Source organism: Pseudomonas sp. S3_B11 (genome assembly GCF_054667715.1).
Window position 1 is genome coordinate 5651532 of the sequence record NZ_CP162749.1, and the last position, 15366, is coordinate 5666897.

Here is a 15366-nt window from a genome sequence, read left to right on the forward strand (position 1 = left end):
CTCAAGCCCTCAATCATGAAACACACCACCGAAGACCTGCACGCCATCACCGCCACGACCCTGGGCCATTACAACGCCGTGGCAGAAAGCTTTCGCGAAGGCACCCGCGATCACGATGTCAGCCAGAACATCGACGCCTTGCTGCGCCATATCCAGGGCGAGGCACCGCTGCACATCCTGGATTTGGGCTGCGGCCCGGGGCGCGACCTGCGCACATTCGCGGCCATGGGCCATGTCGCGGTCGGCCTCGACGGTTCAGAAGAGTTTGCCCGGATGGCGCGCCAGGACAGCGGCTGTGAAGTGTGGCAACAGGACTTCCTGGAACTCGACCTGCCGGCAGAGCGCTTTGACGGGATTTTCGCCAACGCGGTGCTGTTTCATGTGCCCGTCCAGGAACTGCCTCGAGTGCTCAAGCAACTGCACGCCACGCTCAAGCCCGGCGGCGCGCTGTTCAGCTCAAACCCGCGAGGCGAAAACCAGGAGGGCTGGAACGGCCAGCGCTTCGGCGCCTACCACGACCTCGCGGCCTGGCGCACGTTGCTTGGCGACGCAGGCTTCGTGGAACTGGAGCATTACTACCGACCGGCTGGGCTGCCGCGGGAGCAACAGCCTTGGTTGGCGAGTGTCTGGCGTAAACCTGCTTAACATTTGAAGACGCCATCGCGAGCTTGCTCGCGATGGCGGTGTATTGGCCAATGAAGCGCCATGGCCTCATCGCCTGAAAGGCTTCACTCCTGCTTACCCAACCACTTCTGCGACAACTTCTCCAACCGCCCGTCATCCTTGATACGCGCCAGGGCGTTGTCCAGGCTGGCCTTGAACGCCGGGTTGCCCTTCTGGAACGGAATCACCAGGCTCGGCGCCGGCTCGCTCTTTTTTCTGGCTGGAATGACTGCGCCATGACCAACGGGCGTGGCGTCTCATCCTTGCTCGCCAGCAGTTGTGCATCCGGATGGCTGTAAACGGCGCTGGTGTCGAAACGTTCCGCCAGTTCCGGGGTCATTGCTATGTGGTTGATGGCGACGTCGTACTTGCCGCTCTCCACCCCGCTCATCAGGTCGCCGGCATCGGTGACCACGAAGTCGGGGCGTACATCGAGCTCACTGGCAAGCATTTCGCCCAGTTCCACTTCGAAACCAGTGAGTTTGCCGTCTTCCTTGAAGTTGAAGGGCGCGGTGTTGGCCTCGAGGGCAATGCGCAGTTCGCCACGGTCATTGATGTCATCGATCAGTTCGGCATGAGCCAGGGGACTCAAAAGGGGTAGCAGGCAAATCAGGCCAGGCAGAAAGCGCATGGTCACTCCTTTGTATTTATACAAGCGACGCTCGTTTCAGGCTCGCTTTGCTATGGTTGTTGCAGGCTTCGACAACGATTGGTCATGAAGTTGTCATGGCCAGGCGGATTTCATGGAAAAACTGGAGAAAAAAATGAAAAGCTTTATGTCTCGTGCCGCGTTGACCGGCCTGTTACTGGGCGCTTCGATGCTGGCAACCGCCGCGACCCCGGCGCCCAAAGGTGCAGAAGTGTTCATCGTTTCCCCGGCAGACGGCGCCACCGTCGCCCAGGAATTCACGGTCAAGTTCGGCGTCAAGGATATCTCCCTGGCTCCGGCCGGCGATATGACCAAAAACACCGGGCACCACCATTTGCTGATCGATGTCGACAAACTGCCTGCCGCCGGCGCGCCGATTCCAAACGACGCCAACCACATGCACTTCGGCAAGGCACAAACCCAGGCCACCATCAAACTGACCCCGGGCAAGCACACCTTGCAATTGATCCTGGGCGACACCGGCCATATGCCGTTCGATCCGTCGATCGTGTCCGAGAAAATCACTGTCAACGTGAAATAACACGCACCGGCTGACGCAACACAAACACCTGTGGGTTTCATGTTGCCCCCGGTGTCAGGCAATAAAAAACGGGAGCCCTTTCGGGGCTCCCGTTTTTAATTGCAAGCCAGGCCTGCTTAGAACAACACGCGGCAACGAATGGTGCCGTTGATGTGCTGCAGCTTCTCTTGCGCCAGATCCGAGTATTCGGCGTCGACGTCGATCACGACGTAGCCGACTTTCTCGTTGGTCTGCAGGAACTGACCGGAAATGTTGATGCCGTTTTCGGCGAAGACCTTGTTGATCTCGCTCATCACACCCGGGATGTTTTCGTGGATGTGCAGCAAACGGTGCTTGCCAGGGTGTGCCGGCAGAGCCACTTCCGGGAAGTTCACGGACGATACCGAGGTACCGTTGTCGCTGTACTTGACCAGTTTTTCCGCCACTTCCAGGCCGATGTTGGCCTGGGCTTCAGCGGTGGAACCGCCGATGTGCGGAGTAAGGATCACGTTGTCCAGGCCACGCAGCGGGCTTTCGAAGATGTCGTCGTTGGAGCGTGGCTCCACCGGGAACACGTCGATGGCGGCGCCGATCAGGTGCTTGTCCTTGATCGCGTCGGCCAGGGCGTCGAGCTTGACCACGGTGCCACGCGCGGCGTTGATCAGGATCCCGCCCTTCTTGATGGCACGGATTTCCTTCTCGCCGATCATCCACTGGGTGGCAGCGGTTTCCGGGACGTGCAGGGTCACGATGTCGGACATGCCCAGCAACTCGTGCAGGTTGTTGACCTGGGTAGCGTTGCCCAGCGGCAGCTTGGTCACGGTGTCGTAGAAGAACACCTGCATGCCAAGGCCTTCAGCCAATACCGACAACTGGGTGCCGATCGAGCCGTAGCCAACGATACCCAGCTTCTTGCCGCGGATTTCGAAGGAGTTGGCCGCGCTCTTGATCCAGCCACCACGGTGGCAGGAAGCGTTCTTCTCAGGGATGCCGCGCAGCAGCAGGATCGCTTCGGCCAGCACCAGTTCGGCAACGGAACGGGTGTTGGAGTACGGCGCGTTGAACACCGCGATACCGCGCTCGCGCGCCGCATTGAGGTCAACCTGGTTGGTGCCGATGCAGAAGCAGCCGACCGCCACCAGTTTCTTGGCGTGGTCGAAGATCTCTTCGGTCAATTGGGTACGGGAGCGAATGCCGATGAAGTGAGCATCGGCGATCTTTTCCTTGAGCTGGGCTTCCGGCAGAGAACTGGTGATGTACTCGATGCTGGTGTAGCCCGCCGACTTGAGGACGTCGACAGCCGATTGGTGGACGCCTTCGAGAAGAAGGAACTTGATCTTGCTCTTATCGAGAGAAGTCTTGCTCATCTGCGTAAACCTGTGTCCCGGAGAAAAATGGCAGGGAATCGGACAGCGCATGCTGGCCCGACCGGCGTGACAGCCGTCGCCGCAGAACAGCCGTTGGGCACTACGCTGCGGGGTCGGTATGCTAGCATATGCACCCCGCTAAACACTCATTCCTGCGACGTGAAGCGTTCTCAGGATGACCATGAATTGTTCGAGAGTTCTGTCGATGACCAATCCTGCCGTGATAGATGAGCTGAAGACCCTGGTTGAGCCTGGCAAGGTCTTGACCGATGCCGACTCCCTGAACGCTTACGGCAAGGATTGGACCAAGCATTTTGCCCCTGCACCTTCGGCCATCGTCTTCCCCAAGACCACCGAACAGGTCCAGGCCATCGTGCGCTGGGCCAACGCGCACAAAATCGCGCTGGTGCCATCGGGCGGACGTACCGGGCTTTCCGCCGCAGCCGTGGCGGCCAACGGCGAAGTGGTCGTGTCGTTCGACTACATGAACCAGGTGCTCGACGTGAACCTCACCGACCGCACCGCGGTCTGCCAGCCTGGCGTGGTCACCGAACAACTGCAGAACAAGGCCGAAGAACACGGCCTCTACTACCCGGTAGACTTCGCTTCGGCCGGTTCCAGCCAGATTGGCGGCAATATCGGCACCAATGCCGGCGGGATCAAGGTCATTCGCTACGGCATGACCCGCAACTGGGTGGCGGGCATGAAGGTCGTCACCGGCAAGGGTGACCTGCTGGAGCTGAACAAGGACCTGATCAAGAACGCCACCGGCTACGACTTGCGGCAGTTGTTCATCGGCGCCGAGGGCACCCTGGGCTTCGTGGTCGAAGCCACCATGCGCCTGGACCGTGCGCCGAAAAACCTCACCGCCATGGTGCTCGGCACGCCGGACTTCGATTCGATCATGCCGGTGCTGCACGCCTTCCAGGGCAAGCTGGACCTGACCGCCTTCGAGTTTTTCTCCGACAAGGCCCTGGCCAAGGTCCTCGGTCGCGGCGACGTGCCGGCACCGTTCGAAACCGAGTGCCCGTTCTACGCCCTGCTGGAATTCGAAGCCACCACGGAGGAAGTCGCCAACCACGCCCTGGAAACCTTCGAGCATTGCGTGGAGCAAGGCTGGGTGCTGGATGGCGTGATGAGCCAGAGCGAAACCCAACTGCAGAACCTGTGGAAGCTGCGCGAATACATCTCCGAAACCATCTCCCACTGGACGCCGTACAAGAACGACATCTCGGTAACCGTCTCCAAGGTTCCGGGTTTCTTGCGGGAAATCGACGCAATCGTCGGCGAACACTACCCGGACTTCGAAATTGTCTGGTTCGGCCACATCGGCGACGGCAACTTGCACTTGAACATCCTCAAGCCGGAAAACCTGAGCAAGGATGAGTTCTTCGCCAAATGCGCGACCGTGAACAAATGGGTCTTTGAAACCGTCGAGAAGTACAACGGCTCGATTTCCGCCGAACACGGCGTGGGCATGACCAAGCGCGACTACCTGACCTATAGTCGTTCACCTGTGGAAATCGAGTACATGAAAGCGGTGAAGGCGGTATTCGACCCGAACGGCATCATGAACCCGGGCAAGATTTTCGCGATTTGACGCCTAAAAACACCTGATGAATCCCAGAAGCAGGAGTCGGTAATGAGCTATCAGCACCAGTATGTCGACGGTACACGTATTCATTTCCCGGTAGGGAAAGTGGTGTGCATTGGCCGTAACTACGCCGAACATGCAAAGGAACTGGATAACCCGGTGCCCACCGAACCCTTGCTGTTCATCAAGCCGGGCAGTTGCGTGGTACCGCTGGAAGGCGGTTTCAGCATTCCTGCCGACCGTGGCTCGGTGCACTACGAGGCGGAAATCGCCGTGCTGATCGGCAAGCCGCTGTCCACCAAGCCCAGCGTTGAAGAAGTACTGGACGCGATCTCCGGCTTCGCCCCGGCCCTGGACCTGACCCTGCGGGACAAGCAGGCCGAACTCAAGGCCAAGGGCCTGCCGTGGGAAGTGGCCAAGTCCTTCGACGGCGCGGCGGTGCTCGCACCGTTCGTGTCGAGCGGCACCTTTGCCGACCTGGCCGACATCCCCGTTCGCCTGACCATCAACGGTGAAGTGCGCCAGGACGGCAACAGCAGCCTGATGCTCAACCCCATCGTGCCGATGATCCAATACATGGCCGGCTGCTTCTCGCTGCAGGCCGGCGACGTGATCCTCACCGGCACCCCGGCGGGCGTCGGGCCGCTGAATGCAGGCGATGAACTGGTACTGGAGTTGCCGGGGGCGAGCCGCTTCGAAGGCAGCGTTCGTTAACGGCTACACCTGCGCCCCCCTGTGGGAGCGAGATTGCTCGCGATGAAGCCATCACATCCAGCATTGATGTTGGCTGATACACCGCTATCGCGAGCAAGCTCGGCTCCCACAGGGGATGGGTTGAGTTCCACCCCATCATTTATCGTTTTTTTCACATGCCATCCGGATAATTCCGGGGAATGCGGCATCTGAGCCAGCCACTCCCCTAGCCGAATTTTCTGGAACGCATTCCCCGATGGCCAAACCCCAAGCACTGTCCGCCACCAAACCTGCCCGCCGCTCCCGCTTCGCCCTGCCCTGGTATGCCTGGTCGCTGCTGGCGGTGGCCGCTGCCTATGGCCTGGCGTTTGCGATGCATTGGGACGACCGCGGCCTGCTTTGGCTATCGGAACGCTTCCAGAGCCCAGCCGAGCGCCAGGCGAGCATCTGGCTGCCAGACTACCGCGCCGTGATCGACGCCAAGCCACTACCCGGCATGGAGAAGGACGAGGCGTCTGACGTGACCTACAACCCGCAGACCAAGACCCTGTTCGCCGTCATGGGCAAAAACCCGTTCCTGGTGGAACTGACCCTGCAAGGCGATGTGCTGCGCAAGATGCCGTTGGTGGGTTGGAGCAACCCCGAGGGCGTGGCTTATATGGAAAACGGCCTGCTGGCGATCACCGACGAACGCAATCACACGCTGACCATCGTCCACGTTGGTGTCGATACCCGCGAACTGAACAACGCCGACTTCCCCCACTATGATCTCGGCCCATCCAAGAACCAGAACAAAGGGTTCGAAGCGATCGTCTGGGACCCACGCAACCAGCAACTGGTGCTCGGAGAGGAACGCCCGCCAGCGCTGTTCACCTGGAAAAGCGATGGCAGCCAGTCGCTCAAGGGCGACAAGCAGATCCATGTCAGCAATGAACTGGACCTGCGCAACCTCTCGGCACTGGCGATCGATCCGCGCACCGGGCACATGCTGGTGCTTTCGGCCGACTCGCATCTGTTGCTGGAACTGGACGAAAAAGGCGAGCAGGTCAGCTTCATGACCTTGCTGGGCGGCTTCAACGGTTTGAAAGACACAATCCCTCGTGCCGAAGGCGTCACCGTCGATGAGGCCGGCAATCTGTACATGGTCAGCGAGCCGAATCTGTTCTATCGTTTCGAAAAACAGCGCTGACAGCACTAACTCTGTGGGATAAATCTTCCTTCGTTGTAGGGTGTGGCACACAGCCATTAAGCTTCAGTTCAGGCAGCCGTGGTATTTCCACGCACCTGTTCTTATCCGAGCCCACCCTGACATGCGTCGACTCGCCCGCCCAAAACCCTTGATCCTGATACTGCTGACGCTGGCGCTGATCTTCCTGATCGCCGCTGGCCAGCACCTGCGCCTGTTCGAGCGCGCCTGGTTCAACGTCAACACCCTCTTCAAACCCATCAACGAGCAAGCCATCGCACTGGACCAATACCAGGTCACAGTCGAGGCACAGGTAATCGAAGGCTTGAACGATGACGTTTCGGCGCTGACGTTCGATCCGGTACGCAAGAGCTTGTTTACAGTTACCAACCAGAATTCCGAGCTGATCGAGCTGTCACTCGATGGCAAGATCCTGCGGCGCATTGCCCTGATCGGCTTTGGCGATCCGGAGGCGGTGGAATTCATCAGCGAAGACATCTACGTCATCACCGACGAGCGCCAGCAGCGGCTGATCAAGATTCGCCTGGAAGACGACACCCAATTCCTCGACGCCGCCGAAGCCGAACAGATGACCCTGGGCGTGCATATGAGCGGCAACAAGGGGTTCGAAGGACTGGCCTACGATTCGGTAGGCAAACGCCTGTTCGTGGCGAAGGAACGCGACCCGATGCTGATTTATGAAGTGCATGGGTTTCCTCACCACAATCCGGAAAAGTCCTATGCAGTTCATGTGATCAACAACCCCAAGCGCGATGCCGGGCTGTTCGTACGCGACCTCTCAAGCCTGCAATACGACGAACGCAGCGGCCATTTACTGGCGCTGTCCGAGGAGTCGCGGTTGATTATCGAATTGGATATCGACGGCCGGCCATTGAGCACGCTGTCGTTGAGCAAGGGCCGCCAGGGCCTGCAAAAAACCGTGCCCCAGGCCGAAGGCCTCGCCATGGACGACGATGGCAACCTGTATCTGGTGAGCGAGCCGAATCTGTTCTACGTGTTCAAGAAGTCACAACCTTGATCCACTTACCCTGAACTACCACAAAAACCCAATGTGGGAGCGAGCTTGCTCGCGATAGCGGTGTATCAGCCATGAAGGTATCGACTGACATACCGCCATCGCGAGCAAGCTCGCTCCCACAGGGTCCGGTGTTGAATCCAATAACTGATCGCCCGGTTTATTCAGCTCGCAGGGTCTTCACCCCTTCAGGGGTCCCCAGCAGCAGTACATCCGCCGGACGTGCCGCGAACAAACCGTTGGTGACCACGCCCACGATGGCGTTGATCTGGCCTTCCAGTTCCACCGGGTTAGTGATCTGCAGGTTGTGCACGTCGAGGATGATGTTGCCGTTATCGGTCAGCACGCCTTCGCGATACACCGGGTCGCCGCCCAGTTTCACCAGTTCGCGGGCCACATGACTGCGGGCCATCGGGATGACTTCCACTGGCAATGGGAACGCGCCAAGCACCGGCACCAGCTTGCTGGCGTCGGCGATGCAGATGAAGGTCTTGGCCACGGCCGCGACGATCTTCTCGCGAGTCAGGGCCGCGCCACCGCCCTTGATCAGGTTCAGGTGCGCGTCGCTTTCGTCGGCGCCGTCGATGTAGAACTCCAGGTCGCTCACGGTGTTGAGCTCGTACACCGGGATCCCGTGGCCCTTGAGGCGCGCGGCGGTTGCTTCGGAGCTGGCGACCGCGCCGTCGAACGCGCCCTTGTGTTGCGCCAGCGCGTCGATGAAGCAATTGGCCGTAGAGCCGGTGCCAACCCCGACGACGCTCTTGTCATCCAGCTTCGGGAGGATGAGGTCGACGGCGGCCTGGGCCACGGCCTGTTTGAGTTGATCCTGGGTCATGCGGGCTCCGAAAGCGGGCAGGAAGTAAAGAGGGGCGCGAGTATAACCCAACAAAACCTTGGGATTCGTGTGGTCGCCCAGCTAAAAGCCGGGTTAGACTCCTTGGCCCTGCCCAACCCGCTCAGTGATGCTTTCCGATGCTTGAACAGTACGTCAAAAAGATCCTCACCTCGCGCGTTTACGACGTTGCCGTAGAAACCCCGCTGCAGACCGCTCGCCAGCTCTCCGAGCGGCTGGGCAACAGCATTTTGCTCAAACGCGAAGACTTGCAGCCGGTGTTCTCGTTCAAGATTCGCGGGGCCTACAACAAGCTGACCCAGCTCAGCGACGAAGAGCGCGCACGCGGCGTGGTCACGGCTTCGGCAGGCAACCACGCCCAGGGCCTGGCCCTGGCGGCCAAGGTGCTGGGCGTCAAGGCCACCATCGTGATGCCCAAGACCACCCCGGAAATCAAGGTCGAAGGCGTGCGCTCACGTGGCGGCAAGGTGGTGCTGCACGGTGACTCGTTCCCCGAAGCCCTGGCCTATTCGCTGAAACTGGTCGACGAAAAAGGCTACGTCTACATCCACCCGTATGATGATCCCCACACCATTGCCGGGCAGGGCACCGTGGCGATGGAAATCCTGCGCCAGCACCCGGGACGCCTGGATGCGATCTTCGTCCCGGTGGGCGGTGGCGGGCTGATTGCCGGGATCGCGGCCTACGTGAAATACCTGCGCCCGGACATCAAGATCATCGGCGTCGAGCCGGACGATTCCAATTGCCTGCAAGCGGCGATGGCCGCTGGCGAGCGCGTAATCCTGCCGACCGTCGGGCTGTTCGCCGACGGCGTCGCCGTGGCGCAGATCGGCCAGCACACCTTCGATATCTGCAAGCACTACGTGGACGAAGTCATCACCGTCAGCACCGACGAGATCTGCGCGGCCATCAAGGATATCTACGACGATACCCGCTCGATCACCGAACCTGCCGGCGCCCTGGGCGTGGCCGGGATCAAGAAGTACGTCGAGTCACGAGGCATTAGCGGCCAGACCCTGGTGGCCATCGACTCCGGCGCCAACGTCAATTTCGATCGCTTGCGCCACGTTGCCGAACGCGCCGAACTGGGCGAGGGCCGCGAAGCGATCATCGCCGTGACCATCCCCGAGAAACCGGGCAGCTTCAAGGCGTTCTGCGAAGCCGTCGGCAAGCGCCAGATCACCGAATTCAACTATCGCTACAACACCGGCAGCGAAGCGCACATCTTCGTCGGCGTGCAGACCCATCCGGAAAACGACCCGCGCAGCGCGCTGATCGCCAGCCTGACCGAACAAGGCTTCCCCGTGCTGGACCTGACCGACAACGAACTGGCCAAGTTGCACATTCGCCACATGGTCGGCGGACATGCGGCACATGTCATCGACGAAGTGGTACTGCGCTTCGAATTCCCGGAACGACCGGGTGCGCTGTTCAACTTCCTCAACAAGCTGGGCGGGCGCTGGAACATCTCGATGTTCCACTACCGCAACCATGGCGCGGCGGATGGCCGTGTAGTCGCCGGGCTGCAGGTGCCGCACGATGAGCGCCACCTGGTGCCGGCCGCCCTGGAAGAAATCGGCTACCCGTACTGGGATGAAAGCGATAACCCGGCCTATCAACTGTTCCTGGGTTGATAAAGCCGGGCTAGGCTGTGAGCAAGACTTGAGGAAAATCCAACAATGGAAACATTGACTGCGCTGAAGATCGCTCACGTCATCGCCACCGTACTGCTGCTGGCGGGTGCCCTGGGGCTGGCCGTCTGGGTCTGGCGCACGCGCCGCAACGGCGATGCCACGGCGGCGGCGCGCACGCTGCAACGTCCGCGGCTGTTCATCTGGCTGGTGATGATCCTGGCACTGGCAAGCCTGCCCTTCACGGGCTGGTGGATGGTGCATCAGGTTGGCTGGTCGCTGGGGCAGACCTGGCTGCTGGCTTCCAGCGTGCTCTACACCGTGGCGGCGCTGGCGGGGTTCTGGCTGGTGGTGCGACTGAACAAATTGCGCAAGACGCCGGGAGGTAGCGGGAAGTTTACCTTTGCCTTGGCGCTGTTCAGCGTTGTCTGCTTTATCGCCATTGCGGGGTTGATGGGGGCCAAGCCGGTTTAAGACCTGGGACCGGGTTGGCTTCATCGCGAGCAAGCTCGCTCCCACAGGGGATTTGCATCGATCGCACAACCCCTTGTGGGAGAGAGCTTGCTCGCGATAGCTGTTTCAGCCGCGCAACGAAATCACCGGCCAACCCCGCTTCTGGGCCTCGGCCCGAAGGTTCGGATCCGGATCCACCGCCACCGGATGCGTCACCACCTCCAGCAGCGCCAAGTCATTCATCGAGTCGCTGTAGAAATAGCTGCCGTCGAGCGAATGCCCGGTTTCTTCCAGCCAACGATTCAGCCGGGTCACCTTGCCCTCGCGAAAGCACGGGACATCCGTGCTGCGCCCGCTGTAGCGCCCGTCGATCATCTCGCACTCGGTGGCGATCAGGGTTTCGACGCCCAGGCGCTCGGCAATCGGCCCGGTGACAAAGCGGTTGGTGGCGGTGATGATCACCAGCTTGTCGCCGGCGTCACGGTGCTTTTCCAGCAATTCTATGGCCTGGGGCAAGACGATCGGCTCGATGCAGTCGCGCATGTAGTCCAGGTGCCACTGGGCCAGCACGTGCATTTCGGTACGACCGAGAATTTCCAGGCAAAAATTCAGGTACTCGGCGTTGTCGAGCTTGCCGGCCAGGTAATCCTGGTAGAACTCGTCGTTGCGTGCCTTGTAGGTCACAGCGTCCAGGAAACCGCGCTCGCACAGGTAATCGCCCCACGCGTGGTCGCTGTCGCCGCCCAGCAATGTGTTGTCCAAGTCGAATAAAGCCAGCCGCATTGCAGTTACTCGCTGAAAAATCTGAAGAAAGGCGTCCAGAATACGGACTTTTCACAAGAGTGCACATAAGCTAGGCGGGCTCGTTGCTGCTTTCACAACCTTTGTGGAACAATGCGGCGACATGCGTTTGCGAGGTTGTTGCCGTGATCGACCCCGATGGTTTCCGCCCCAATGTGGGGATCATTCTTACGAATGATGCAGGGCAGGTGCTATGGGCTCGCCGTATCAATCAAGACGCCTGGCAGTTTCCCCAGGGCGGGATCAACCCCCAGGAGACGCCGGAAGAGGCCTTGTACCGCGAGTTGAACGAAGAAGTGGGGCTTGAGCGAGAAGATGTCGAAATACTCGCCTGCACCCGAGGCTGGTTGCGCTATCGTTTGCCGCAACGCCTGGTCAGGACGCACAGCCAACCGCTGTGCATCGGCCAGAAGCAGAAATGGTTTCTCCTGCGCCTGATCTCCAACGAGCAGCGGGTGCGGATGGATTTGACCGGTAAACCGGAGTTCGATGGCTGGCGCTGGGTCAGCTATTGGTATCCGTTGGGCCAGGTGGTGACATTCAAGCGCGAAGTGTACCGACGCGCTCTCAAAGAGCTTGCCCCGCGCCTGCTGACGCGCGACTGACGACGGAGTTCGACCCCGAGCCATGCTCAATACGCTGCGCAAGATCGTCCAGGAAGTTAACTCCGCCAAGGATCTCAAGGCGGCGTTGGGGATTATTGTATTGCGTGTCAAAGAGGCCATGGGCAGCCAGGTCTGCTCGGTCTACCTGCTGGATCCCGAGACCAATCGTTTCGTGCTGATGGCCACCGAGGGCTTGAACAAGCGCTCCATCGGCAAAGTCAGCATGGCCCCCAATGAAGGCCTGGTCGGTCTGGTCGGCACACGCGAAGAACCCCTGAACCTCGAAAACGCTGCGGATCACCCGCGCTACCGCTACTTTGCCGAAACCGGCGAAGAGCGCTATGCCTCGTTCCTCGGCGCACCGATCATCCACCACCGCCGCGTTGTCGGCGTGTTGGTCATCCAGCAAAAAGAACGCCGCCAGTTCGATGAGGGTGAAGAAGCCTTCCTCGTGACCATGAGCGCGCAACTGGCCGGGGTTATCGCCCACGCCGAGGCCACCGGCTCGATCAGCGGCCTGGGTCGACAGGGCAAGGGCATCCAGGAAGCCAAGTTCGTCGGCGTACCGGGTTCACCGGGCGCGGCGGTGGGCACGGCGGTGGTCATGTTGCCGCCCGCCGACCTGGACGTGGTGCCAGACAAGACCATCACCGATATCGACGCCGAATTGGGCTTGTTCAAGACCGCCATCGAAGGCGTGCGCGCCGACATGCGCGCCCTGTCGGCCAAGCTGGCGACGCAGTTGCGCCCTGAAGAGCGCGCGCTGTTCGACGTTTACCTGATGATGCTCGACGATGCCTCCCTGGGCAGCGAAGTGACCACCATCATCAAGACCGGCCAGTGGGCCCAGGGCGCACTGCGCCAGGTGGTGACCGACCACGTCAACCGTTTCGAACTGATGGACGACGCCTACCTGCGCGAGCGGGCCTCGGACGTCAAGGACCTTGGCCGCCGGTTGCTGGCCTACTTGCAGCAAGAGCGCCAGCAGACCCTGGTCTACCCCGACAACACCATCCTGGTCAGCGAAGAGCTGACCCCAGCCATGCTCGGCGAAGTGCCCGAAGGCAAGCTGGCGGGGCTGGTCTCGGTATTGGGTTCGGGCAACTCCCACGTGGCGATCCTGGCCCGGGCCATGGGCATCCCGACGGTGATGGGCCTGGTGGACCTGCCGTACTCCAAGGTCGACGGCATCCAGATGATCGTCGATGGCTACCACGGCGAGGTCTACACCAACCCCAGCGACGTGCTGCGCAAGCAGTTTGCCGATGTGGTCGAGGAAGAAAAGCAACTGTCCCTGGGCCTGGATGCGCTGCGGGACCTGCCGTGCGTGACGCTCGACGGCCACCGCATGCCGCTGTGGGTCAACACCGGCCTGCTGGCCGACGTGGCCCGGGCGCAGAAACGTGGCGCCGAAGGTGTGGGCCTGTACCGCACCGAAGTGCCGTTCATGATCAACCAGCGCTTCCCCAGCGAAAAGGAACAGCTGGCGATCTACCGCGAACAACTGGCCGCGTTCCACCCGCAACCGGTGACCATGCGCAGCCTGGACATCGGCGGCGACAAGTCCTTGTCCTACTTCCCGATCAAGGAAGACAACCCGTTCCTCGGCTGGCGCGGTATTCGCGTGACGCTCGACCACCCGGAAATCTTCCTGGTCCAGGCCCGCGCCATGCTCAAGGCCAGCGAAGGCCTGAACAACCTGCGCATCCTGTTGCCGATGATCTCCGGCACCCATGAACTGGAAGAAGCCCTGCACCTGATCCACCGGGCTTGGGGCGAGGTGCGCGACGAAGGCACCGACGTGCCGATGCCGCCGGTCGGGGTGATGATCGAGATTCCGGCAGCGGTGTACCAGACCAAGGAACTGGCGCGGCAGGTGGACTTCCTGTCGGTGGGTTCCAACGACCTGACCCAGTATCTGCTGGCCGTGGACCGTAACAACCCACGAGTCGCCGACCTGTACGACTACCTGCACCCGGCGGTGCTGCAAGCCTTGCAGAACGTGGTGCGTGATGCCCATGCCGAAGGCAAGCCGGTGAGCATCTGCGGCGAAATGGCCGGCGACCCGGCGGCGGCAGTGCTGCTGATGGCGATGGGGTTCGACAGCTTGTCGATGAACGCCACCAACCTGCCGAAAGTGAAGTGGATGCTGCGCCAGATCAACCTCAGCAAGGCCCAGGAATTGCTCGCGGAGGTGATGACCATCGACAACCCGCAAGTAATCCACAGCTCCTTGCAACTGGCGCTGAAGAACCTTGGGTTGGCGCGGATGATCAATCCGGCTTCGAACAAGACCCTCTGACCCCTATCGCGAGCAAGCTCGCTCCCACAGGGGATCTCGGTTGTTCACAAAATATGTGTTCACTGAAGATCCACTGTGGGAGCGAGCTTGCTCGCGATGAGGCCGGCAATCACACAGCAAAAACTAAACCCTGACTTCCACCTCCCCCAAATGCCCCCCATGCGGCCCGAAACTGCGCTCGACCATCTGCCGCGTCCCGTCGGCATGGACAATCAGCGCCGTACTGGCCCGCGTCCCGTAGGCCGGGCTGGCGATGAACACACTCGATAGCAGCATCTCGGTCGCCACTCCCACCCCCGTATCAGGCAGCTCAGCCACCGAAGCAGGTTGCGGGTCGTTCAACAGCGTAAGCAGTGCCTCAAGCCGCGGATCGTCCAGCACTTCGCCCAGCGCCGCGCGGGCCTTGAGCAACTTGGGCCAGGGCGTGTTCAGCCCAGCGTTCGACAAGCCATAGAGCCCCTCGCCCAACCGCTGCGGCTGGGTATCGCGGGCGTTGTGGTGCCAGAGCTCGACGCCATCGCCGAGCAGCAGGTTGAACCCACCATACTCGCTGGCGCGGGGCACGATTTCGCTCAAATACTCGGCAATCGAAAGATTTCCGGTCAGAAACCGCGCCACCAGTTCGCCACGCGACTTGAATGCCGGCAACTGGCCCGGGTCACGAATGTTGGTCAGCGCTGCAAAGCGCCCCTCGGCGCCAATGCCGAGCCAGGTGCCGCCGGCCTCCAGGTCGCGCCCGGCATGCACATGGGGCGCATCAGGCCACTGGGCCAGGGGCAAGGTCGGCCGGGCATAGAACTCGTCGCGGTTGGCCGCCACGATCAGCGGCCGGGCATGGCCGGGTCGCCAGGCAAATACGATCAGGCACATCAGGTTGTCCTGTTTAAAAATGAAGCTGAACGACACCGCTTTTGTGGCGAGGGGATTTATCCCCTCGCCACAGGGACAGCGATCATTAGCCACTCTACTCACACATCCATCATGCATCCATCGCCTTCAGTGGAGCCAGGGAC

Annotated in this window: 14 protein-coding genes and 1 pseudogene; 10 read left to right on the plus strand and 5 right to left on the minus strand. The window is 60.9% G+C overall.

Features of this window, described 5'->3' with window-relative positions; translation table 11 throughout:
* Nucleotides 1-15 precede the first annotated feature (15 nt).
* Entirely contained in the window at nucleotides 16-645 is a 630-nt protein-coding gene (locus tag AB4O22_RS25360) for a class I SAM-dependent methyltransferase (protein ID WP_460097405.1), read from the plus strand.
* Between the two features lie 83 nt (nucleotides 646-728).
* On the opposite strand, the pseudogene AB4O22_RS25365 reads toward AB4O22_RS25360, so the two are convergent.
* Nucleotides 729-1294 (minus strand): annotated as a pseudogene (locus AB4O22_RS25365) (transporter substrate-binding domain-containing protein).
* Nucleotides 1295-1427: 133 nt separating this feature from the next.
* Here AB4O22_RS25365 and AB4O22_RS25370 point away from each other — a divergent pair.
* On the plus strand, nucleotides 1428-1853 hold the full coding sequence (locus tag AB4O22_RS25370; protein WP_003196642.1) for a DUF4399 domain-containing protein: 426 nt from the start codon (nucleotides 1428-1430) through the stop codon (nucleotides 1851-1853).
* Nucleotides 1854-1969: 116 nt separating this feature from the next.
* On the opposite strand, the gene serA is transcribed toward AB4O22_RS25370, so the two are convergent.
* Nucleotides 1970-3199 (minus strand): phosphoglycerate dehydrogenase, encoded by a 1230-nt coding sequence (gene serA / locus AB4O22_RS25375; protein ID WP_003186856.1) that lies wholly within the window; start codon nucleotides 3197-3199, stop codon nucleotides 1970-1972.
* 205 nt (nucleotides 3200-3404) lie between these two features.
* Here serA and AB4O22_RS25380 point away from each other — a divergent pair, with 205 nt between their 5' ends.
* From AB4O22_RS25380 to AB4O22_RS25395, 4 genes are all read left to right on the plus strand, one after another.
* Nucleotides 3405-4799: an FAD-binding oxidoreductase gene (locus AB4O22_RS25380; protein ID WP_223471162.1), complete on the plus strand. Its 1395-nt coding sequence runs from the start codon at nucleotides 3405-3407 to the stop codon at nucleotides 4797-4799.
* 42 nt (nucleotides 4800-4841) lie between these two features.
* Nucleotides 4842-5507 (plus strand): fumarylacetoacetate hydrolase family protein, encoded by a 666-nt coding sequence (locus AB4O22_RS25385; protein WP_223471164.1) that lies wholly within the window; start codon nucleotides 4842-4844, stop codon nucleotides 5505-5507.
* A 235-nt stretch (nucleotides 5508-5742) separates the two neighbouring features.
* Nucleotides 5743-6675, plus strand: a complete 933-nt coding sequence (locus tag AB4O22_RS25390) for an SdiA-regulated domain-containing protein (protein ID WP_460097407.1) — start codon at nucleotides 5743-5745, stop codon at nucleotides 6673-6675.
* Nucleotides 6676-6796: 121 nt separating this feature from the next.
* On the plus strand, nucleotides 6797-7711 hold the full coding sequence (locus tag AB4O22_RS25395; RefSeq protein WP_460097408.1) for an SdiA-regulated domain-containing protein: 915 nt from the start codon (nucleotides 6797-6799) through the stop codon (nucleotides 7709-7711).
* 157 nt (nucleotides 7712-7868) lie between these two features.
* On the opposite strand, the gene rpiA is transcribed toward AB4O22_RS25395, so the two are convergent.
* Nucleotides 7869-8543 (minus strand): ribose-5-phosphate isomerase RpiA, encoded by a 675-nt coding sequence (gene rpiA, locus AB4O22_RS25400; protein WP_431495701.1) that lies wholly within the window; start codon nucleotides 8541-8543, stop codon nucleotides 7869-7871.
* Between the two features lie 137 nt (nucleotides 8544-8680).
* Here rpiA and ilvA point away from each other — a divergent pair, with 137 nt between their 5' ends.
* Together ilvA and AB4O22_RS25410 are read left to right on the plus strand one after the other, a co-directional pair.
* Nucleotides 8681-10195 (plus strand): threonine ammonia-lyase, biosynthetic, encoded by a 1515-nt coding sequence (gene ilvA, locus AB4O22_RS25405; RefSeq protein ID WP_223471170.1) that lies wholly within the window; start codon nucleotides 8681-8683, stop codon nucleotides 10193-10195.
* Nucleotides 10196-10240: 45 nt separating this feature from the next.
* Nucleotides 10241-10666 (plus strand): DUF2269 family protein, encoded by a 426-nt coding sequence (locus AB4O22_RS25410; RefSeq protein ID WP_223471172.1) that lies wholly within the window; start codon nucleotides 10241-10243, stop codon nucleotides 10664-10666.
* A 105-nt stretch (nucleotides 10667-10771) separates the two neighbouring features.
* Here the strand turns inward: AB4O22_RS25410 and AB4O22_RS25415 are convergent, their stop codons facing one another.
* The gene (locus tag AB4O22_RS25415; RefSeq protein WP_214511010.1) at nucleotides 10772-11428 is read right to left on the minus strand and encodes a histidinol-phosphatase; all 657 of its coding nucleotides are present in this window, start codon (nucleotides 11426-11428) and stop codon (nucleotides 10772-10774) included.
* Between the two features lie 143 nt (nucleotides 11429-11571).
* On the opposite strand from AB4O22_RS25415, the gene AB4O22_RS25420 reads away from it, so the two are divergent.
* The gene (locus AB4O22_RS25420) at nucleotides 11572-12051 is read left to right on the plus strand and encodes an RNA pyrophosphohydrolase (RefSeq protein WP_003186867.1); all 480 of its coding nucleotides are present in this window, start codon (nucleotides 11572-11574) and stop codon (nucleotides 12049-12051) included.
* Nucleotides 12052-12073: 22 nt separating this feature from the next.
* On the plus strand, nucleotides 12074-14353 hold the full coding sequence (ptsP, locus tag AB4O22_RS25425) for a phosphoenolpyruvate--protein phosphotransferase (protein WP_003196632.1): 2280 nt from the start codon (nucleotides 12074-12076) through the stop codon (nucleotides 14351-14353).
* A 123-nt stretch (nucleotides 14354-14476) separates the two neighbouring features.
* Here ptsP and AB4O22_RS25430 read toward each other — a convergent pair whose 3' ends face one another.
* Nucleotides 14477-15223, minus strand: coding sequence for an NRDE family protein (locus tag AB4O22_RS25430; protein WP_460097410.1), 747 nt, complete (start codon nucleotides 15221-15223; stop codon nucleotides 14477-14479).
* Nucleotides 15224-15366 lie beyond the last annotated feature (143 nt).